Source organism: Klebsiella sp. CN_Kp113 (assembly GCF_040064585.1).
GTDB classification, from domain to species: Bacteria; Pseudomonadota; Gammaproteobacteria; order Enterobacterales; family Enterobacteriaceae; genus Klebsiella; species Klebsiella michiganensis.
The window spans coordinates 1-20,342 of the sequence record NZ_JBEAID010000023.1; the positions used below are offsets into that span (position 1 = coordinate 1).

The following is a 20,342-nucleotide window of genomic DNA, read 5'->3' on the forward strand; positions in this document are numbered from 1 at the left end:
CCGGAGGCGATGCTGCGCATCTGTCCGGGCTACGCGTTCCCGGCGATCTGCGGTCTGGTAGCCCGGGCAAGGCGCTCTGCGCCGCCCCCGGGAAGAAGCGCGTGGGCTGCTGTATTAGAACCAAATCTCCGTCTGCACGCCAAAGTTCCAGTTCCCCCCGGCGGTAAAGCCTTTACTGCCGAAATCATCGTTGATCGCGTAGCGATCCAGATCTTTATCCCAGTTCATCCACGTAACAAAGAAACGTATCTCCGGCCGCGCTTTAATATCCAATACATCGCCCACTTTAAACGTCGGGGCGAAGGTCAGCTTGTAAAAATCGCCGCTCACCGCCTGGTATTGATGCACGCCGCTGTCGTAGCGATAGGTTCGGCCGTTGGGATTCAGGTCCATATATTGCCAGGACGCCTCGTACAGCAGGGCGAAGTTGCGGGTGATCCCCTGGGAAACCCGCAGGTTGAAGGTTGCCCAATCGTAGCGGTCCCCGTCGCGATAGCGGTCTTCGCTATGCTGGGCGATAACCGATGGCGCAAGCTGCCAGATTTTCCCCAGCGGCAAAATACCGTATGACGCAAAGCGCAGAGATTTGGCGTTTTCGGTAAGATCGCCGTCGCTGCCCGGCTGCCGCGCTTCGGCGCCCAGCCCGCCGCCGTACTGCAGGGCGCTCTCCGATACGCCCGGCGCCAGGCCATAAAACCGCTGCTTGTCGTGATACGCCAGCATCGCGTAGTAGCCGTTTTTCGCCGTATTATCGCTGCGCAGGGCGTAGCTGCCGGTCGTCGACGTCGTATCTTTCAGGTCATCGTTACCCTGGGCGGTCATCGCCGTGGTCATCAGCTGCCAGTTGTTCCAGAAGTGGTTGGCGGTAAACATCAGGTTTTGTATATCGTTATCCTGATAGTTATCGCTGCCCAGATCGCCAAAGCTGCGCGCATAGACCGAGTAATCGCCGCGCAGCGTACTGTTCCAGTTGACGTCATTGATCCCGCCGCCTGTACCGCCGAGGAACATAATATCGCTATCGGTAAAGTGGATATCGAAGTTATCGCGGTCGAAACGCTTGCCCGCCCAGATGGAGGCGCTCCTGAACGGCCCGGAAAAATCGGCGAAATTACCCATCTCGACGTACAGCTGGCGCACGTTCAGATGGTGGCTGTCGTTATCCTGCACCCACGGATCCGGGTTGGTCGCGCCGTCGGCAAGCATGGTTTTAAAGTGCGCCCACGACCCGTCGCTGAAGGTCATTTTTTTGCCGAAGCTAAGCTCCACGTAGTTATCTTTCTCATTGCCGAGACGGCCAACGTGGGCGTCACCGTTGAGCGAACTGGCCGGCGAGATCCCCGGGCCGCCGCGCGCGCCTTTGCCGTGGCTGTTGACCAGCATTCCGGAGCGGGCGTAGGCGTTAAATTCAAAGCCGTCGGTAAGGCGGGTTTTCGCCAGCTGTTTGTCGGCAGCCTGCTGCTTTTGCTCCGTGGCATCGGTGCGCTGGCTTAACGTCTGCACCTGTTTTTCCGCCGCCGCCGCACGCTGTTCTGCCGCGCTGGTGCGCAGCTCCGCCTGCTGCGCCCGACGTTTAGCCTCTCCGGCCTCCTGCTCCGCATGATTAAGCCGGGCCTCCAGCAGCGCCAGCCGTTGTTCGACGGTGAGCGGAGCCGCATTTGCGCCGTAAGCCGAAAAAAGGGCGCAGCAAACCGCCGCGCTAATCAAAGAGATACGCATATTAATCCTTATTTTTTTCAGAGGTATGAAGGGTGTGCTGCGCCTTACAGGGCGTGGTTTTCTCCGGCGACTGAAGATGTGTCCGACGGCGCGCGGCGTCCGGCATCAAGGTCGGCGCGGATCTGTTCATACTGGTCGTCGAGGCGATAGAAGCGGCCAATCCACAGCATTGAGGCGACAATCAGCAGCGCCGGGATATAGAGGTAGCAGGCTTTTATCGCCAGCATCGCGCCGTCGCTTTGGGCCTGGTTGGCGATATAGCCGCCGGATGAGAGCAGTACCCCGGTAATAGCGCCCGCGCCCGCCATAGCCACCTTGCCAAGAAAGCCGTTGATAGAGGTTAAGATGCCGGCGGTATTGATGCCGGTTTTCCACACCCCGTAATCCACCGGATCGGCCTGCATGGAGAAGTAAATTGCCGTGCGCTGTCCGGCGCCAAGCGATAGCACCACCGCACCGGCAACCAGGCCCCAGCTGTTAACGCCTGCCGCCATCATCATGCCCATGCCGACCAGGTTGATCGCGCTGGCGACCAGATAAACGTGGCGCTTTTTCATCCGGCTGGCGAGCAGCGGCACGGTGAGGGTACCCAGCAGAGGCACGAAGGTGGAGATCCCGGCGACGATCGCCGTGAGATCGTTATTGCCGACGTAATAATGGAAAAAGTAGACCAGCGCCCCGGTCTGGAAGAAAAACGCGCCCCACATCAGGAAAATATTGATGGCGAAGACGAACCACGGCCGGTTGGCGCGCAGGCTGACCCAGGCGCGTTTTAAGGTCATGCGCTCCTGCGTAATGCTGATATTTTCCTTAACGTTCCGGAAGCTCACCAGCAGGAAGAAGGTGGCAATAACGCCGAAAACCACCGCCGTGTAGAAGAAGCCGTGCTGCTGATTGCCTTTCCCCAGCGCGCCAACCAGCGGCAGAGTGGCGACCGCGACGATGGTCGCGCCGAGCGAACCGAGCAGAATACGCACCGCCGACAGCGTGGTGCGTTCCCGCGAGTCGTTCGTCAGAAATGGCAGCATGGCGCAGAACGGAATGTTGACGATGGTATAGAGAAACGACAGGCACAGATAGGTGACAAAAGCGTAGATCAGCTTACCGATGGTGCCGAAATCCGGCACGTAGAAGGCCAGAATACACAGCAATCCGAAAGGGATCGCGCCAATAAGCAGATACGGACGACAGCGTCCCCAGCGGGTGGCGGTATTGTCGATAACCAGCCCCATCAGCACGTCGGCAACGCCATCCACCAGACGCGTCACGAGAAACATCAGGCCAACGTAATAGGCGGGCAGGCCCATCACGTCGGTGTAAAAGAACATCAGATAAAGAGAGATCATCTGCCACACGAGATTGCAGGAGAGGTCGGCGATGCCATAGCCAAGGCGCTGCCGCCACAGGGTAAAGGTTGTTTCTGCCATAAAAATACACTCGCTTATCGTTGTTGTTAAAGTCCGTACTGGCGAATAAACCAGGCCGGGGTGCAGCTCCACGCATGGCAATAACTGTTTATCAGTTTGCTGCCATAAGGGGAAAAATCAGGATGCGCCGGGTCGAAGATTTCCCAGAAGGTATCGGCGCCGTAGTCGACCATGGCTCCCCAGTAGGCTTTGATCTGCGCAATTGCCTCGTCGCGCAGCCCGCACTGCAGAAGGGCGGCGATATAGTGATGACGCAGGTAGGGTGTGTTCATGGCGACCGCGGGGGGATTTTTCTCCAGGTTGCGCATGATCTCCCGGCGCTGCTGCGGCGTGCCGACTTCCGCCAGCACCAGCCAGATTTGCGATGCCCAGGAGACCTGCCGCCGGGCGCCGCTGACGTAAAAGCCCTGCTGCGGGTCCCATAACGCATCGAGGGCCGCCGCTTTGAGCTGCTGTAAACGTTGGCGATAGCTTGCGGCCTGTTCAGGTTCGAAACGCTCCGCCAGCCAGATAGCGCGCTGCAGGCAGTAAATCAGTACCCCCTGCGCCGCCGCCTGTTTATTCAGCGACGCCTGCCAGTCGATAAACACCCACCAGTCGTCGCTATCGCGCACAACGCCGGAGGCGTCGCAGCGGGTCAGCGCCAGTTCTACCTGACGACGCGCCGTGGGCCACAGCTCGCGGGCCGTGGCCATATCCTCCGCGCTTTGCAGATAGTTGTAGAGGACGTCGACAAAAAACAATGAATAATCAAAAAGAAAGGTATCGTCCGCAATGACATCCGGCTGCACGAACACGTTGGCCGATACCATGCCGTCCTCGCGAGTATGCCCGGCAAAAAGGTACAGGCAGCGGCGCACCAGAGCGTGGCGTGCGAAGGTGACATCGTTGACCAGCGCCTGCAGACGTAAATCGCCGAGCCACAGGCGGCGGTCGCGTTTGGGGCCATCTTCAAACACTTCCTGCATGCAGTTTTGCAGGGTCAGCACGGCAACGTTATCGATGGCCCGGAGCTGCGGGTCGGAGGTTGTCGCCGCCGGGCATGCACCGCTGGCCGAGTTGACCGCGTTAACCTCAACCTGCGTGAACTGCAGGCGAAACTTGCGCGAAACGGCTTTGACCTCCACCTTCAGATAGCGGAAGCAGTAGCGGCGCGGCAGGTCAATTTCGGCGGGCAGGACATCAAGCCACAGATCCTGCTGCTGCAGCCAGCTACTGCTGAGCCAGCCCTGATAGTCGCTGAACGGTTCGCACACTTCGCTCAGCGTTTCGCCGAAGGTCAACTGCAGATGGGCCGGAGCGTCCGGCGGACTCCCGGCGCTCTGGCAGAGAAAATGCAGGTAGCCAACGTAGTGGCTGCCAAAATCAATAATGACGCTATCGCCGCTGCTCAACTCGCGCTGGTAAAACGCGGCCAGGGTGCTCACCGGCTCGGCTCGCCAGCCGAAGAGCGCCGCGGCGTCGGCGTGGGCTTCGACTACCGCGATCGGCGGGTGTGCCTGACGACTCAGCGCGGGCCGGAGCGCCTCGGCGGTACGTAAAAATTTCGGGTGGCGGGTCATCATGACCTGAGAATTATGCTGAATTGCCTGTGACATACTGCGTCCTCTGTGTTGATTTGTCCGCAGCATAAGACGCCGCCGCCCGCGGCAACCACTCTGGCAATGCCAATGCATCTGGCAAAATGGCACTGATAATGAGATGAGCGGGTCGCCGATCACAATTCCATAAATCTTGCTCGTGGCGGCCGGTTAAATGCATTATCTTGCCCCTGCGCCGTATGCCGTTTTGGACCCGATCGATGATGCTAACCGTTGAGTATTATTTCACCCATCCGCAGGATAAGCTGGGAATGTACGCCAGCGATCCGGAAGATAATAGCCATGAACATAGTCACGAGTTTGCTGAACTGGTGATCGTTGAAGAAGGACACGGCTTACACGTTATTAATGGCCGGCCATTATATATACAGCAGGGCGACGTTTTTTACGTTCAGCCGGGCGATGTTCACTATTATGATGAGCTGGGAACGCTTAAGTTAATTAACGTATTAATTAACCCACTGGTAGAATTTCATTATTTACAGCCTCTCGACACCTTATTGCAGACGTTCTCCGCACGAAAGGCTTCCTGCTACGGCTGGCTGGCGCCGGATACCCGCCATATCTGCAAGGAACTGGTAGATAAAATATTTTCTGCCGAGCTGCGGCGGGGGCAAAATATTGCCCTGCGCGAAGCCGCCTTTTTCCAGCTGGTGACGACGATTCTGCATGCGGAAACCGAAGCCGAATATAGCACCACCAAATATAAGCTGCATAAATTGCTGACCTGGCTACAGGAGCACTGTTTTGAAGAACATAACTGGCCGCAGCTGGCGGAGAAATTCCACCTGACCACGCGGACCGCTTTTCGCCATATTAAAGAGGCGACGGGATTGACGCCGGATAATTATTTAAAGCGTCTGCGCTTAGTTTCGGCGCGCGTCAAATTACGCGAGACCGATATGACGATTACCGAAGTGGCTTATTTATGCGGTTTTGCCAACAGCAACCACTTTACCACCTTATATAAAAAGGTCTTTGGCCTGACGCCCAGCGAAGACCGGCGGCGTTTGCTGCGCTAGTTCACCTCCCGGAGGCGATGCTGCGCATCTGTCCGGGCTACGCGCCCTCAGCGGTCTGCGGTCCGGTAGCCCGGGCAAGGCGCTGTGCGCCGCCCCCGGGAGAGACGCGCAGGGTGGTGAAGAATTGCCCCGGAGGCGAGCGGGGGCTATTCTTCCGGGGTATTGGCGCGGACGTGGCGGCCGCTGGCAACAAAGTTGCCGGTGCCGAGATGATGGAGGGTATTGATCTTATCGTCGTCGAACTGCCAGCGTCCGCTGACGAACGCGCGCTCATCGGCGGCGGCGGAAACCACTTCGCCAAACAGCGTATCGTACTGCTCCTGAGCCGCCGTTGCCGGCAGCAGTCGGCACTCCATCCATGCAAGACACTTCTCTTCAATCAGCGGCAAGCCCAGCTCCGGACCTTGCACGACCGGGATGCCGTAAGCGTTAAATTTATCCTCATCGCGTCCGCTGATGCTGCCGACCGCGTAGGTCCAACTGGCGGCCTCGACGCCGGGAACGACGATGCCAAATGCGCCGTTGCGCTCAATAATTTCCCGCGTCCAGGCGCTTTTATCTACCACGATGGCCAGCCTCGGCGGAGCGAACTCCACCGGCATCGACCACGCGGCGGCCATGACGTTGCGGCGTTGAGAGTGGGCGTCATAGCTGGTTATCAAAATTGTTGGGCCATGGTTGAGCAGGCGACTGGCGTACTGAAGTTCCACGTGGCGAAAACGGCTCATATGCGTTCCTTGGTAAATGGGTCTGATGCCAGACAACACGTTAATCCGCAATGAAAATGTAATCAATACGTCATCGAGGGTCCCTATAGTCGGCGTCACTAAGTCCCAAAGAGGATAACAATATGTTAGCTCCCCTGAATTTGTCTCAGGTGAGCGCGCGCCGGCGGATGTTGACCGCGGGCAGAGTCTCGCTTTCCCAACGGGAGGGCGATAATGCGCGCGCTTACCAGCATTAAACTCGACGGCGTTTCTTTCGCCTTCGGCGCTCACACCGTGCTTAATCAGATCGATCTGCATATCGATGCGGGCAGCATTGTTGCGCTGCTGGGGCCTTCTGGCTGCGGTAAAAGCACGCTGCTGCGCCTGCTCGCCGGATTAACCGTACCCGCCAGCGGCAGCATTCACTTTGGCGATCGCCTGGTGGCGAAAACCGGCTGGGGCTTGCCGCCGGAGCAGCGCGATCTCGGCATGGTCTTTCAGGATTACGCCCTGTGGACGCACATGACGGCGGCGCAGAACGTGGCTTTCCCGCTGCGTATGCGCGGCGTCGGGCGTCAGCAGCGACAGCAACGGGTCGAGGAGGCGCTGGCGATGGTTGGTCTCAGCGGCTTCGCCGACCGCAAACCGTCGGGCCTTTCCGGCGGTCAGCAGCAGCGCGTTGCGCTGGCCCGCGCCATCGTCGCAGAACCGCGCGTGCTGCTGTTCGATGAGCCGCTCTCCAATCTCGACAGCGAGCTGCGCGAGTCGCTGTGCCTCGAAATGAGCCGCCTGCTGCGCCAGCTGGGCATCACTGCCGTCTACGTCACCCACGACCGTCGCGAAGCCGAACTGCTGGCCGACAAGATTATTCATTTATCTGCGGGCTGCATTGCCGCCGTCCGCGCCGTGACTTCAACCTCAGGGGAATCCGTATGAAAACCGTTATCACCGTTACCAAAGGAGCCGCGCTCGCGATGATGTTGTCCGCCACCACGATCTCCAGCGCCCAGGCGCTCACCGTCTACACCGCCGGGCCGGGCTCGCTGGCGAAAAGCCTTGCCAGCGGCTATGAGAAGCAAACCGGCGTTAAGGTGAATATTTTCCAGGCCACCACCGGTAAGGTGATGGCGCGTCTCGAGGCCGAGCAGGCTAACCCGCAGGCGGATGTGCTGATTTCCGCCTCGTGGGATACGGCGGAAGATTTGCATCACCGCGGCTGGCTGCTGCCGTATCAGAGCGCCAATGCCGATAAGGTCCCGGCGAACCTGAAATCCGCCGATTACGTTGCTCAGGGTATTTCGGCCCTGGGGATCGTCTGGAATACCAAAAGCGGCACTCCGGAGCCGAAAGAGTGGCGCGACCTGACCGAAGCGGCGTTCAAAGACAAAGTGACGACGCCGGATCCGGCGCTTTCCGGCGCGTCGCTGGATTTGCTGATCGGGTTACAGAATGGCATGGGCGATAAAGCCTGGGCGCTGTTTGATACGTTAAAGAAGAATGGCATGGTGGTCAGCGGGCCGAACGCCCAGGCGGTAACGCCGGTGATGCAGGGGGCGAAAGCGGCGGTATTCGGCGCGGTTGATTATGTCTCTTACGGCAATATCCATCAGGGCGAATCGCTAAAGGTGATTTTCCCGGCCAGCGGCACGGTCATTGCACCGCGGCCGATGATGATCCTCAAAACCAGCCAGCATGCTGACGACGCAAAAGCCTTCGTTGATTATGTGCTGTCGCCGGAAGGCCAGGCGCTGGTCGCCGACGCCTGGCTTATACCCGCCCGCAGCGATGTTCCGGCGAAGCGCCCGCTGCTCAACGAGCTGAAAATTCTGCCGACCGCAGCCGAGGGCACTAGCGAACGTAGCGCTGTGCTTTCCCACTTTAATACGCTTTTCGCCCAGTAAACCGATTTTTCCCCCGGGTTTCGAAAGTTGGTTCGGGCACATTCCCCGGAGGCGGCGCTGACGCGCCTGTCCGGGCTACCGGACCGCAGACGGCTGTGACCCGTAGCCCGGCTAAGCGTAGCGCGAGCCGGGAAGAGGCAACGCCTGGGCATCAGCCCGGGCACATTCCCGGAGGTGGCGCTGGCGCGCCTGTCCGGGCTAGCGGACCGCAGACGGCTGTGACCACGTAGCCCGGCTAAGCGTAGCGCGAGCCGGGTAAGATCGTATCCAGGAAAATACCGTGAAACAGAGACTTATTTCAGCGGGCACGCTGGCGGCGCTACTGGTGCTGGTGGCATTGCCGCTGCTCTTTATTGTCCTCCAGGCAATTTTTCCCCACTTTAGCGCCGGTTCGCTGGGCGGCGCGTTTAGCGGCGTATCAACGCTGATTGCCGACCCGCAGCTGCCGACGATGCTCGGCGGTACCCTGTGGGTGGCCTGCGGCGTGGCGCTGATGAGCGTGGTTATCGGTCTACCGCTGGGCGTCTTGCGGGGATTGTTTACTATCCCGCTGCCGCGGCTGTGGGATCTGCTCTTTCTAATCCCGTTTCTGACGCCGCCCTATATTGCCGCGCTGTCGTGGATGCTGATGCTGCAAAGTCATGGCTATCTCCAGCAGCTGACCGGCTGGGATCTTAACGATCTGCTTTTTAGCCGCATCGGGATCGTGCTGGTGATGACCCTCAATATCTTTCCGGTGGTCTACTTTGCCGTCTCGCGCAGCCTGTTGGCCAGCGGTCAGCGGCTGGCGATTGTCGCTCGGGTGCACGGCGCCAGCGCCTGGCGTGCGTTCTGGCACATCACGCTGCCGATGCTTTCTCCGGCTCTGGCGGCGGGGATGCTGCTGGCGTTTACCCTGGCCATTGAAGAGTACGGCGTTCCGGCGGCCCTGGGATCGCGGGCAGGGCTGGTCATGCTGACCGTAGGCATTGAGAAAAAGCTCGCCGACTGGCCTGTCGATCTGCCCGGCGCGTCGCTGCTTTCGCTGCTGCTGATCGCGGTGGCGCTGCTGGCCTGGTGGCTGCAAAAACGGCTGACTGGCGATAAAGAGGTCACCAGCGTCACCGGCAAGCCGGGAGAAAATAGCGGGGCGGAGTTGGGCTGGCTGACGCTTCCGGCGGTGCTAGTGATGGCGGGCGTCGGGGGGCTGGCGGTGGTGATGCCGGGCGCGTCGATGGTGCTGACCAGCCTGATGAGCACGCTGTCGGGCGGTATCCACGCTGACAACGTTACCCTTCGTCATTTTGCCGCGCTGTTTGCTCAGCAGGGCGACGCGCTGTCGGCACTGGCAACCAGCCTTTCGCTGGCGCTGGCTTCGGCAGGGGTTGTCGGCCTGGTGGGGCTGCTCGCCGCCTGGCTGGTTGTGGTGCAAAAAATGAAGGGGAGCGCCTTTGTTGATGCGCTATCGCTGCTGCCGGCGGCGCTGCCGGGCGTGGTGGTGGGCGTCGGGCTGATTCTGCTGTGGAACCAGCCGTTCTGGCCGGTGTCCCCCTACAACACCTGGTTTATGCTGCTGCTTTCCTACTGCTGTCTGCTGCTGCCCTGGCCGGTGCGCTACGTCAGCAGCGCGCTGCGTCAGCTTGGCAATAATCTCGAACCCGCGGCGCGGGTGCACGGCGCAACGGCACTGCAGGCGCTGCGACTGATCGTTCTGCCGCTGGTCTTTCCCGCGCTGCTGGCGGCGATGCTGATGGTGTTCGCCGTTGCCTCCCGCGAGCTGGTGACCTCGTTGCTGCTTGCGCCGGCCGGGACGCAAACCGTCGCGGTGTTTATCTGGCGCCAGTTTGAGCAGGGCTCGGCGGGAGAGGGAATGGCAATGGCATCGCTGACGCTCTTTACCGGTCTGGGACTGATGCTCTGCGCGCTGGCGCTGATGCAGCGGGGCACGCGCGGATAAATACGATCGCACAAAATAGCTGGTCAGGCGGGAAAAACAGGCTATAAATGTCGGACACCGATTGCTGGAGGCATTGATGAGTCCCTTTTTAAGCGCCTATTTTTCTCGTCTGGGCTGGACGGGCACCCCGGACGTTTCACTTCACACCCTGCGCGAATTGCATATTCACCATAACGGCGCGATCCCCTTTGAAAATCTGGATGTGCTGCTGCCCAGAGAGATACATCTCGACGATCGCACCCTCGAAGAGAAGCTGATTCACGGTCGTCGCGGCGGCTACTGCTTCGAGCAAAACGGCCTGCTGGAAAGAGCGCTGCGCGAGATCGGCTTTACCGTGCGCAGCCTTCTGGGGCGCGTGGTGCTGGCCAATCCTCCGCATATGCCGCCGCGTACCCATCGGCTGCTGCTGGTGGAGGTGGAGGGAGAACGCTGGATTGCCGACGTTGGTTTCGGCGGCCAGACGCTGACCGCGCCGATTAAGCTGCTGGCGGATATAGAACAATCCACCCCGCACGGCGAATATCGCCTGATTTACGAAGGGGAAGAGTGGGCGCTGCAGTTCAGCCATCACGGCCACTGGCAGTCGATGTACCATTTTGATTTAGGTCGCCAGTACGCTTCCGACTATGTGATGGGCAACTTCTGGTCGGCGCACTGGCCGCAGTCGCACTTCCGCCATCATCTGCTGATGTGCCGCCACTTGCCGGACGGCGGCAAAATGACGCTGACCAATTTCCACTTTACCCATTGGGATAAAAACCACGTCGTCGAAAAGCTCGATTTAGCGGACGTTCCGGCGCTGTATGAGGCGCTGCAAACGCGTTTTGGCCTCGGCGTGGATGATGCCAAATACGGCTTTAGCGAAGCGGAGCTGGCGGCGGTGATGGCGGCGTTTGATACCCATCCCGAGGCCGGAAAATAAATATCGTACAGGAGCCGTTGGCTGGATAAGGGGTGACGGTCAAACGGGGATGTTACCCGGCTTGCGCTACGCATAGCCGGGCTACGGGGCGAGCCTGTCGCCCGGGTTAGGCGTTTTTGCCGCGACCCGGGATGATTGCGGATTTTGTTCAGCGTCTTGAACGTACCACCTGGTAGCGGCGGGTGAAATATTCAAACGGCGCGCTCCAGACGTGAACCAGTCGGGTGAACGGGAACAGCAGGAAAATCGTCATCCCCAGCACCAGATGCACGCGGAAAACAAAGGCCACGCCGCTGAGCATTTCTGACGAGCCGCCGCGGAAGGTGACGATGCCCTGCGCCCAGCCCACCAGCTTCATCATTTCACTGCCGTCCGGATACTGCGCCGAGAAAGGGATGGTGCTCAGCCCGAGCAGGCACTGAATCAGCAGAATGCTCATGATGATGATGTCCGGCGCGGTCGAGGTGGCGCGAACGCGCTGGTTGGTCAGACGACGCCAGAGCAAACCGGCGCCGCCAATCAGCGTCAGGACGCCGCAGACGCCGCCGAGCACCATCGCCATCTGCTGCTTGACCGCAATGGGTAAAAACCAGGCATACATCCAGTGCGGCGTTAACATGCCGAACAGATGACCAAAGAAAATGCCGAGTATGCCGATATGGAACAGATTCGACCAGATCACCATCCCGCGTTTATCCAGCATCTGGCTGGAGGAGGCGCGCCAGGTGTACTGGCCGTAGTCATAGCGCAGCCAGCTGCCGAGAAAAAAGACCGTCGCGCAGATGTAGGGGTAGATGTCGTAAAAAAAGACGTTCAGATACTGTATCATTTCGGGCCTCCCGCGCTGACGTCGACGTACTGCGGCGCCACGTCCTGGCTAAAGCGTCGTTGATATTGCTGTAACGGTGAGCTGTCACAGGCCGTGGCGTTGTCTTCGATAAATTTCACCTGTTCTTCTTCCCAGACCGCATCCAGCGCCTGCCGGGTGTCATCGCGGGACTCGTTGTTGACCTGCTGCGTGACACTGTCACTTGATAGCGGGATCCCGCCGAGGCTGAGCAGGGCGTCAAACAGCTGATACCAGGGGACACCGCGCTGCTTCAGCCGCCCGCCCAGCAGCGCCAGAATCGGCGCGACGTTTTGCAGACCTTCGCGCGCTTCGTTTTCCGGCAGGATGCTGAGGTATTCCAGATACAGCGGCAGGTGGTCGGGAAGCTCGCGACAGTTGAGCACCAGGCCCGCCTTTTCATACTGAGCGAGCAGGTCGACCATTGCCTGACCGCGGTCGCGAGACTCGGCGTGCACATGTTCAAACAGCAGCAGCGACGTAGCGCGGCCCCGGTCGAACACTTCGCACCATTCGGCCTGCTTGTCCAGCAGCGGGGCATTCAGCATCTCCGCGGCGAAGTCGTTGAGCACAGGGGCGTCGTGACGCACCATGCTCAGCACCTCGTCCTTGCACTGCCAAAGAAACTCATCCGGATACTCCATCAGCAGGCCGATCGATTTGAGGATTTGCATTATTCCCCCTCCGCTTTATCGCGTACTTCGGTGATGTTGATGGCGTCAATGCGGCTACTGTTGAACAGGTTGAATTTGGTGTCGGAGCCGTGGCAGCCGTCGCCGAAGGTAAAGCCGCAGCCGTTGCGCTCGGGGAAGGCGTCGCGCGCCATTTCGCGGTGGCTGGTCGGGATCACGAAGCGGTCCTCGTAGTTGGCGATCGCCAGATAACGGTACATCTCCTCGACCTGCTCAACGCTCAGGCCCACCTCCTCGATGGCGCGAGTATCGGTGACGCCTTCCACCGTTTGCGAGCGCATGTAGTGACGCATCGCCATCATGCGCTTCAGCGCGCGCAGTACCGGGCCGGTATCGCCCGCGCTGAGCATATTGGCGAGATACTGCACCGGAATACGCAGGCTTTCGATGGCCGGAAGCACGCCGTCGCTTTTCGGCAGACCGCCGGCGTCGGCGTAGGACTGAATCGGCGACAGCGGCGGCACGTACCAGACCATTGGCAGGGTGCGGTATTCCGGATGCAGCGGCAGCGCCAGCTTCCAGTCCATCGCCATTTTGTACACCGGCGAGCGCTGGGCGGCATCAATCACGTTTTGTGGAATCCCCTGTTTCAGCGCTTCTTCAATCACCGCCGGGTCGTGGGGGTTGAGGAACACCTCGCACTGCCGCTCGTAGAGGTCGGTTTCGCGCTCGGTGCTGGCGGCCTCTTCAATGCGGTCTGCGTCGTACAACAGCACGCCGAGGTAGCGGATACGTCCCACGCAGGTTTCTGAACAGACGGTGGGCTGTCCGGACTCGATACGCGGGTAGCAGAAGATGCACTTCTCCGATTTGCCGCTTTTCCAGTTGAAGTAGATTTTCTTGTACGGGCAGCCGCTGATGCACAGACGCCAGCCGCGGCATTTGTCCTGGTCGATCAGCACGATGCCGTCTTCTTCACGCTTGTAGATGGCGCCGCTGGGGCAGGTGGCGACGCAGCTCGGGTTCAGGCAGTGCTCGCACAGGCGCGGCAGATACATCATGAAGGTATTTTCAAACTGGCCGTACATCTCCTTCTGAATCTTGTCGAAGTTTCGGTCGCGGGCGCGCTTTTCAAACTCGCCGCCGAGCAGCTCTTCCCAGTTGGGGCCCCAGATGATTTTATCCATCCGCTTGCCGTCGATAAGCGAACGCGGACGGGCGGTGGGCAGGTGTTTTCCCTCCGGCGCGTTGTGCAGATGCTGGTAATCAAAGGTAAAGGGTTCATAGTAGTCGTCGATCTGCGGTATCACCGGATTGGCGAAAATTTTGGTGATGACGCCCATTTTGCCGCCCAGACGCGGGCGTATTTTGCCATTAACATCGCGCACCCAGCCGCCTTCCCACACCTCCTGATCTTCCCAGTTTTTCGGATAGCCAATGCCCGGTTTGGTTTCGACGTTGTTAAACCAGGCGTATTCCATCCCTTCGCGTCCGGTCCAGACGTTTTTACAGGTGACGGAGCAGGTGTGGCAGCCGATGCATTTATCGAGATTGAGAACCATACCGACCTGTGAACGTATTTTCATTTTTTCGCCTCCTGTACCCCATCGCGACCTTCGTCATCCAGCCAGTCAATATTTTTCATTTTGCGGATCATGATGAACTCGTCGCGGTTGGAGCCGACGGTGCCGTAGTAGTTGAAACCGTAAGCCAGCTGGGCGTAGCCGCCAATCATATGGGTCGGTTTCGGGCACACGCGGGTGACCGAGTTATGGATCCCGCCGCGCCGTCCGGTGACTTCCGAGCCCGGAATATTCATCAGGCGCTCCTGCGCGTGGTACATCATGGTCATCCCCGGCGGTACGCGCTGGCTGACCACCGCGCGGGCGGTGAGCGCGCCGTTGGCGTTGAAGGCCTCGATCCAGTCATTATCTTCAATACCCAGCTCGCGAGCGTCGGTTTCGCTGATCCACACGATCGGCCCGCCGCGCGACAGGGTCAGCATCAGCAGGTTTTCGCTGTAGGTGGAGTGGATGCCCCATTTCTGGTGCGGCGTCAGGAAATTGAGCGCTTTTTCCGGGAAGCCGTTAGGCGGAATCGCTTTCATCTGGCTGACGCTGCGGGTGTCAATGGGCGGACGATAAACCACCAGGCTTTCGCCAAAGGCGCGCATCCAGGGGTGATCCTGATACAGCTGCTGGCGGCCGGAAAGGGTGCGCCAGGGGATCAGCTCGTGGACGTTGGTATAGCCGGCGTTGTAGGAAACATGCTCGCTCTCGAGGCCGGACCAGGTCGGGCTGGAGATAATTTTGCGCGGCTGGGCCTGGATATCGCGGAAGCGAATTTTTTCATCCTCTTTATTCAGCGCCAGGTGCGTATGCTCGCGGCCGGTAAACTCGCCGAGCGCTTGCCAGGCTTTGACCGCCACCTGGCCGTTGGTTTCCGGGGCGAGGGCGAGGATCACTTCCGAGGCGTCAATGGCGCTGTCGATGCGCGGACGACCTTTGGCCGGGCCGTCAAGCTTGACGTAGTTAAGCTTGCCGAGGAAGTCGACCTCGTTCTGGGTGTTCCAGGTGATGCCTTTACCGCCGTTGCCCAGTTTGTCGAGCAGCGGCCCGAGGGAGGTAAAGCGCTCATACGTCGCCGGATAATCGCGCTCAACGACGGCAATCGACGGCGCGGTTTTACCCGGCGTCAGCTCGCATTCCCCTTTCCGCCAGTCCAGCACGTCGAAGGGCTGCGACAGCTCCGCCGGGGAGTCGTGCTGCAGCGGCACCAGCACAACGTCGGTCTCTTTATCGAGGTGGCCGACGCAGACCTCGGAGAAGGTTTTGGCGATATCTTTGTAAATTTCCCAGTCGCTTTTCGCCTCCCACGCCGGGTCAACGGCGGCGGAGAGCGGGTGGATAAACGGATGCATATCTGAGGTGTTCATATCGTCTTTTTCATACCAGGTGGCGGTCGGCAGAACGATATCGGAGAACAGGCAGGTACTGGACATGCGGAAATCGAGCGTCACCAGCAGGTCGAGCTTGCCTTCGATGGCCGCGGTCTGCCACTCCACCTCTTCGGGCTTCACGTCATCGCTGGCGCCCAGCTCATCGCCCTGAATACCGCTGTCGGTGCCCAGCAGATATTTGAGCATATACTCGTGGCCCTTGCCGGAAGAGCCCAGCAGGTTGGAGCGCCAGATAAACAGGTTACGCGGATGATTTTTGCCGTTATCCGGCTGTTCGCAGGCGAAGCGGATCTCGCCGGACTTCAGCGCCCGGGCGGTGTAGTCGGCGGGAGTCAGTCCGGCCGCGGCGGCCTGCGCCTTGATGGTCAGCGGGTTGACGCCCAGCTGCGGCGCGGAGGGCAGCCAGCCCATGCGCTCGGCGCGAACGTTAAAGTCGATCAGATGGCCGCTGAATTGGCTGGCATCGGCCAGCGGCGACAGCAGCTCCCGGGCGGTCAGCTTTTCATAGCGCCACTGGCTGGCGTGATTGTAAAAAAAGGAGGTGCTGTTCATCTGGCGCGGCGGACGATTCCAGTCAAGGGCGAACGCCAGCGGCAGCCAGCCGGTTTGCGGACGCAGCTTCTCCTGGCCGACATAGTGCGACCAGCCGCCGCCGCTCTGGCCGACGCAGCCGCAGAACACCAGCATATTGATCATCCCCCGGTAGTTCATATCCATGTGGTACCAGTGGTTGACGCCGGCGCCGAGGATAATCATCGACCGTCCGTGGGTTTTATGCGCGGTATCGGCAAATTCACGGGCGATCTGCTCGATGTGCTGGCGCGGGACGCCGGTAATCTGTTCGGCCCACGCCGGGGTATAGGCTTTCATCTCGCCGAAGTCCTGCGCGGCGTTGGGATCGTCTAAACCGCGATCGAGTCCGTAGTTGGCGAGAATCAGATCGTAGACGCTAACCACCAGGCCGGATTCACCGTTGGCCAGCGGGAGCTGCTTAACCGGCAGCTGATGCAGCGTCACCGGATCCTGCTTGATGCTGCGAAAGTGCGGGTTTTCGTTGCCGCCGAAGTAGGGAAAGCCCACCGTCACCACGTCGTCACGGCTATCCAGCAGCGATAGTTTGAGTTCAATGGCTTGCCCGGCGGCCTGCTGTTCAAGGTTCCATTTGCCTTTCTCTCCCCAGCGGAAGCCAATCGAACCGTTGGGCGCCACCAGTTCACCAGCGCTGTTATAGGCGACGGTTTTCCACTCCGGGTTATTGCTTTCGCCCAGCCCGTCAACCAGATCGGCGGCGCGGACCATCCTGCCGGGAACGTAGAAACCCTCCTCGCGACGCTCAAGCATCACCAGCATCGGCATATCGGTGTAGGTGCGGCAGTAGTTGAGGAAATAATCGCTCGGGTTATCAAGGTGAAACGTTTTGAGGATCGCGTGGCCCATCGCCATGGCCAGCGCGCTGTCGGTACCCTGTTTCGGCGCCAGCCACTGGTCGCTGAGCTTGGCTACCTCCGAAAAGTCCGGGGTAATCGCGATGGTTTTGGTGCCCTTGTAGCGCACTTCCGTAAAGAAGTGGGCGTCCGGGGTTCGGGTCTGCGGGACGTTGGAGCCCCAGGCGATAATATAGCTGGAGTTGTACCAGTCGGCGGACTCGGGAACGTCGGTCTGCTCGCCCCAGGTCATTGGCGAGGCGGGGGGAAGGTCGCAGTACCAGTCGTAGAAGCTCAGGCAGGTGCCGCCGAGCAGCGACAGATACCGGGTGCCGGCGGCGTAAGAGACCATCGACATCGCCGGGATCGGCGAAAAGCCCGCCACGCGGTCCGGGCCGTAGTTTTTGATGGTCCAGACGTTAGCTGCGGCAATCAGCTGGTTCAGCTCCTTCCAGCTTGAACGGATAAACCCGCCTTTGCCGCGTACCTGCTTGTAGCTGAGGGTTTTGACCGGGTCCTGCATGATGCTGTCCCACGCCTGCACCGGGTCCGGGTGCTGAGCCAGCGCTTCGCGCCATAGGGCAATCAGCCGCTTGCGCGCCAGCGGATACTTCAGGCGGTTAGCGCTGTAGAGGTACCAGGAGTAGCTTGCGCCGCGCGGGCAGCCGCGGGGTTCGTGGTTGGGCAGGTCCGGGCGGGTGCGGGGGTAGTCCGTTTGCTGAGTTTCCCAGGTGACCAGCCCGTTTTTGACGTAAATTTTCCAGCTGCAGGAGCCTGTGCAGTTCACGCCGTGCGTTGAGCGGACGATTTTGTCGAACTGCCAGCGCTGACGGTAGCTGTCTTCCCAGTCGCGGTTGGTGTTGTACACCTGACCGTGGCCGTTGGCAAAGCTCTCGCCTTTCTGCTTAAAGTAGCGAAAGCGATCCAGTAGTTTACTCATGACCTTCCTCCTGCTCCGATAATGTCCGGCCTGAAAAGACCGTACGATCCCCAGGCCGGATAGGGCGTCAGCCGCCACCCGATGAATATGCCGTTATTGTTTTGCCGGTTTACGACGGCCGTAGACCAGCCAGGTCACCAGCACGCAAACCACGTAGAAAACCAGGAAGACCTTCATCGCCCCGACCGGGGAGCCGGTCATCGCCAGCGAGGTACCGAAGGCTTTAGGGATAAAGAAGCCACCAATCGCGCCGATGGCGGAGATAAAGCCGAGCGCCGCCGCGGTGTCGGTCACCGCTTCGTGCTGGGCCTGTTCGTCGCTGCCGCCGCGTTTCTTCACGCTGTCGAGGGTGATTTGGCGAAAGATCACGGCGATCATCTGGAAGGTGGAACCGCTGCCGAGACCGGCGGTCAGGAACAGCCCCATAAACACCACGTAAAAGGCGAGAAAACTGCCTGAGCCGCTGCCGGGGAGGGTGAGAAACAGCAGGCCGGTGAACAGCGCCATCAGCACAAAGTTCACCAGCGTGACCCGTACGCCGCCGAGACGGTCGGATATAATCCCGCCGAAAGAACGCGCCAGCGCGCCAATAAACGGCCCGAAGAAGGCCAGCTTAAGGATGTTAACATCAGGGAACTGCGTTTTCGCCAGCATGGCGAAACCGGCGGAGAAGCCGATAAACGAGCCAAAGATGGCCAGATAGAGCAGGCTCAGCAGCCACATATGCGGGCGTTTCAGCACCGGCAGCTGCTCGCGAATCGAAGCCTTTGAGCTGGCGATGTCGTTCATTCCTACCCAGGCGGCGAAGGTGGCTATCACCAGCAGCGGAACCCAGACGAGGGCGGCGTTGCTCAGCGCGAGAAGAGAGCCATCCTCCTGAGGCACGCCATGGATGCCAAGAAAAGCGAAGATGGGCAGAAAAATCGCCGCCGGCGCGATCATCTGCATCACGCTGACGCCGAGATTGCCGAGGCCGCCGTTGATACCCAGCGCGCTGCCCTGTTTCGCTTTGGGAAAGAAAAAACTGATATTTCCCATGCTGGAAGCAAAGTTCGCGCCGGCAAAACCGCACAGCAGGGCAATGGTGATAAATACCCAGAATGGAGTAGCGGGGTTTTGAATGGCGATACCCAGCCAGATACAGGGCACCACCAGAATAATCGTGCTTAATACCGTCCAGTAGCGCCCGCCAAATATAGGTACCATAAAGGAGTAGGGGACGCGTAATATTGCGCCGGAAAGCGAGGGCAGAGCGGTTAATAAAAAGAGCTGATCGGTGGTGAAATTAAATCCGACTTTATTGAGATTGACGGCGACGGCGCTGAATAGCATCCAGACGCAAAAGGCGAGTAGCAAACAACCTACGGAAATGCAAAGATTTCTGCGCGCTATTTGCTTTCCCTTATTCTCCCAAAACGCCGCATTTTCTGGTTTCCACTCTTTTAAAAGATAATGATTCTTTTTCTCATTTTTGCTCAGCATATTGCCCTCGAATGAACAGTAACCCGTCAAAAAAGAATAAACTGGTAAAACAGCAAATTAATAAAAGAAATAAAATCAGGGGATGGGGATGTATCTGTTGTAATAAATGAAGAATAGATAAGAAAAGCGCGCCGAAAGAAGACGCGCGAATATTAGCTCAGTATTATTTGTTACTAAATGTAACTTAAAATTAAAAAAGTTCCATCGAGATAGAATAATTGATATGCCGATTGAAGGCGGCATCATCTATTTCCTGCATTCCCAGCGCATAAATACCGTCGAGGCCGCAGACGAGAGCAATGAGCCGCCAGGCAATGCTTTCCATATCGTCCCTTGGCTTAAACTCACCGGCAGCGGTTCCCTGGCGGATGATCTTCATGGTCTCTTCATGCCACATGTTCATGGTAAGCAGATAGGCCCCCTTGATATCGCTGTCGCTATCGGCCAGCAGCTGCGCTTCGCGCCACAGGCGAATGTATGGCTCAAGCCTGCCGTCGTCGCTGCCCACCATAGAAAACAGGCGTTCACGCCATGTGGCGTCGTCGGCGACCAGCGGCATATCCATCATTTCGCGGATCAACCGTATGAAGGCATGGGCTTTTAGCTCGCCCGCGGAGGTGAAATGGTGGTGCAGCTGACCGGCGGAGACGCCGGCTTCGGCGGCAATCTGGCGGACGGTCATAGCGCTAAATCCGCCCCGAAGCGCCACGCGCATGGCTGCCAGCACAATAACTTCCCGACGCGCATCGCGATTTAAGTAGCCCATAACGTTAGTGACCCCGGTTTTTTTGGCGATAGTAACAAAAAGTTGGACACTCGTTCA

15 protein-coding genes are annotated in these 20,342 nt (G+C 59.2%); 5 read left to right on the forward strand and 10 right to left on the reverse strand.

Going from position 1 to position 20,342, the window contains the following annotated elements; translation table 11 throughout:
• Positions 1 to 114: 114 nt before the first annotated feature.
• Genes ABLV30_RS15195 through ABLV30_RS15205 form a run of 3 tightly spaced genes read right to left on the reverse strand, consistent with a single transcriptional unit; the run spans position 115 to position 4,744 of the window.
• Positions 115 to 1,719 (reverse strand): carbohydrate porin, encoded by a 1,605-nt coding sequence (locus ABLV30_RS15195; protein ID WP_265799822.1) that lies wholly within the window; start codon positions 1,717 to 1,719, stop codon positions 115 to 117.
• Positions 1,720 to 1,763: 44 nt separating this feature from the next.
• Positions 1,764 to 3,146 (reverse strand): glycoside-pentoside-hexuronide (GPH):cation symporter, encoded by a 1,383-nt coding sequence (locus ABLV30_RS15200; RefSeq protein WP_025107869.1) that lies wholly within the window; start codon positions 3,144 to 3,146, stop codon positions 1,764 to 1,766.
• Between the two features lie 26 nt (positions 3,147 to 3,172).
• Positions 3,173 to 4,744, reverse strand: a complete 1,572-nt coding sequence (locus ABLV30_RS15205; protein ID WP_265799825.1) for a sugar hydrolase — start codon at positions 4,742 to 4,744, stop codon at positions 3,173 to 3,175.
• Positions 4,745 to 4,947: 203 nt separating this feature from the next.
• On the opposite strand from ABLV30_RS15205, the gene ABLV30_RS15210 reads away from it, so the two are divergent.
• Positions 4,948 to 5,769: a helix-turn-helix domain-containing protein gene (locus ABLV30_RS15210; protein ID WP_014229266.1), complete on the forward strand. Its 822-nt coding sequence runs from the start codon at positions 4,948 to 4,950 to the stop codon at positions 5,767 to 5,769.
• Between the two features lie 146 nt (positions 5,770 to 5,915).
• Here the strand turns inward: ABLV30_RS15210 and ABLV30_RS15215 are convergent, their stop codons facing one another.
• Complete coding sequence (locus ABLV30_RS15215; protein WP_004850682.1) at positions 5,916 to 6,497, reverse strand: flavin reductase family protein; 582 nt, start codon at positions 6,495 to 6,497, stop codon at positions 5,916 to 5,918.
• Positions 6,498 to 6,707: 210 nt separating this feature from the next.
• Between ABLV30_RS15215 and ABLV30_RS15220 the strand changes: the two genes are divergently transcribed.
• The 4 genes from ABLV30_RS15220 (at position 6,708) to nhoA (ending at position 11,235) form a co-directional block, all read left to right on the forward strand.
• Complete coding sequence (locus ABLV30_RS15220; protein ID WP_265800072.1) at positions 6,708 to 7,412, forward strand: ABC transporter ATP-binding protein; 705 nt, start codon at positions 6,708 to 6,710, stop codon at positions 7,410 to 7,412.
• Positions 7,409 to 8,377, forward strand: a complete 969-nt coding sequence (locus ABLV30_RS15225; RefSeq protein WP_265799827.1) for an ABC transporter substrate-binding protein — start codon at positions 7,409 to 7,411, stop codon at positions 8,375 to 8,377. The genes ABLV30_RS15220 and ABLV30_RS15225 overlap by 4 nt, the downstream gene beginning before the upstream one ends.
• Positions 8,378 to 8,657: 280 nt before the next feature.
• On the forward strand, positions 8,658 to 10,313 hold the full coding sequence (locus tag ABLV30_RS15230) for an iron ABC transporter permease (RefSeq protein ID WP_025108241.1): 1,656 nt from the start codon (positions 8,658 to 8,660) through the stop codon (positions 10,311 to 10,313).
• A gap of 76 nt (positions 10,314 to 10,389) precedes the next feature.
• Positions 10,390 to 11,235 (forward strand): N-hydroxyarylamine O-acetyltransferase, encoded by an 846-nt coding sequence (gene nhoA / locus ABLV30_RS15235; protein WP_014229271.1) that lies wholly within the window; start codon positions 10,390 to 10,392, stop codon positions 11,233 to 11,235.
• A gap of 148 nt (positions 11,236 to 11,383) precedes the next feature.
• Here the strand turns inward: nhoA and narI are convergent, their stop codons facing one another.
• From narI to ABLV30_RS15265, 6 genes are all read right to left on the reverse strand, one after another.
• A complete protein-coding gene (gene narI / locus ABLV30_RS15240) occupies positions 11,384 to 12,064 on the reverse strand; it encodes a respiratory nitrate reductase subunit gamma (RefSeq protein ID WP_014838419.1) in 681 nt (226 codons plus the stop codon).
• A complete protein-coding gene (gene narW, locus ABLV30_RS15245; RefSeq protein WP_102803946.1) occupies positions 12,061 to 12,756 on the reverse strand; it encodes a nitrate reductase molybdenum cofactor assembly chaperone in 696 nt (231 codons plus the stop codon). Before narW ends, narI begins: the two co-directional genes overlap by 4 nt.
• Entirely contained in the window at positions 12,756 to 14,300 is a 1,545-nt protein-coding gene (gene narH / locus ABLV30_RS15250) for a nitrate reductase subunit beta (RefSeq protein WP_004101903.1), read from the reverse strand. The genes narW and narH overlap by 1 nt, the downstream gene beginning before the upstream one ends.
• A complete protein-coding gene (locus ABLV30_RS15255) occupies positions 14,297 to 18,037 on the reverse strand; it encodes a nitrate reductase subunit alpha (RefSeq protein ID WP_064357537.1) in 3,741 nt (1,246 codons plus the stop codon). Before ABLV30_RS15255 ends, narH begins: the two co-directional genes overlap by 4 nt.
• 93 nt (positions 18,038 to 18,130) lie before the next feature.
• A complete protein-coding gene (locus ABLV30_RS15260; protein WP_348865618.1) occupies positions 18,131 to 19,519 on the reverse strand; it encodes a NarK family nitrate/nitrite MFS transporter in 1,389 nt (462 codons plus the stop codon).
• Positions 19,520 to 19,709: 190 nt separating this feature from the next.
• Complete coding sequence (locus ABLV30_RS15265) at positions 19,710 to 20,285, reverse strand: TetR family transcriptional regulator (RefSeq protein WP_224384695.1); 576 nt, start codon at positions 20,283 to 20,285, stop codon at positions 19,710 to 19,712.
• Between the last annotated feature and the right edge of the window lie 57 nt (positions 20,286 to 20,342).

Coding starts and splice junctions, on each gene's coding strand:
- ABLV30_RS15195 (WP_265799822.1), bottom strand. CDS start 1,719: ATGCGTATCTCTTTGATTAGCGCGGCGGTTTGCTGCGCCCTTTTTTCG.
- ABLV30_RS15200 (WP_025107869.1), bottom strand. CDS start 3,146: ATGGCAGAAACAACCTTTACCCTGTGGCGGCAGCGCCTTGGCTATGGC.
- ABLV30_RS15205 (WP_265799825.1), bottom strand. CDS start 4,744: ATGTCACAGGCAATTCAGCATAATTCTCAGGTCATGATGACCCGCCAC.
- ABLV30_RS15210 (WP_014229266.1), top strand. CDS start 4,948: ATGATGCTAACCGTTGAGTATTATTTCACCCATCCGCAGGATAAGCTG.
- ABLV30_RS15215 (WP_004850682.1), bottom strand. CDS start 6,497: ATGAGCCGTTTTCGCCACGTGGAACTTCAGTACGCCAGTCGCCTGCTC.
- ABLV30_RS15225 (WP_265799827.1), top strand. CDS start 7,409: ATGAAAACCGTTATCACCGTTACCAAAGGAGCCGCGCTCGCGATGATG.
- nhoA (WP_014229271.1), top strand. CDS start 10,390: ATGAGTCCCTTTTTAAGCGCCTATTTTTCTCGTCTGGGCTGGACGGGC.
- narI (WP_014838419.1), bottom strand. CDS start 12,064: ATGATACAGTATCTGAACGTCTTTTTTTACGACATCTACCCCTACATC.
- narW (WP_102803946.1), bottom strand. CDS start 12,756: ATGCAAATCCTCAAATCGATCGGCCTGCTGATGGAGTATCCGGATGAG.
- narH (WP_004101903.1), bottom strand. CDS start 14,300: ATGAAAATACGTTCACAGGTCGGTATGGTTCTCAATCTCGATAAATGC.
- ABLV30_RS15255 (WP_064357537.1), bottom strand. CDS start 18,037: ATGAGTAAACTACTGGATCGCTTTCGCTACTTTAAGCAGAAAGGCGAG.
- ABLV30_RS15260 (WP_348865618.1), bottom strand. CDS start 19,519: ATGCTGAGCAAAAATGAGAAAAAGAATCATTATCTTTTAAAAGAGTGG.
- ABLV30_RS15265 (WP_224384695.1), bottom strand. CDS start 20,285: ATGGGCTACTTAAATCGCGATGCGCGTCGGGAAGTTATTGTGCTGGCA.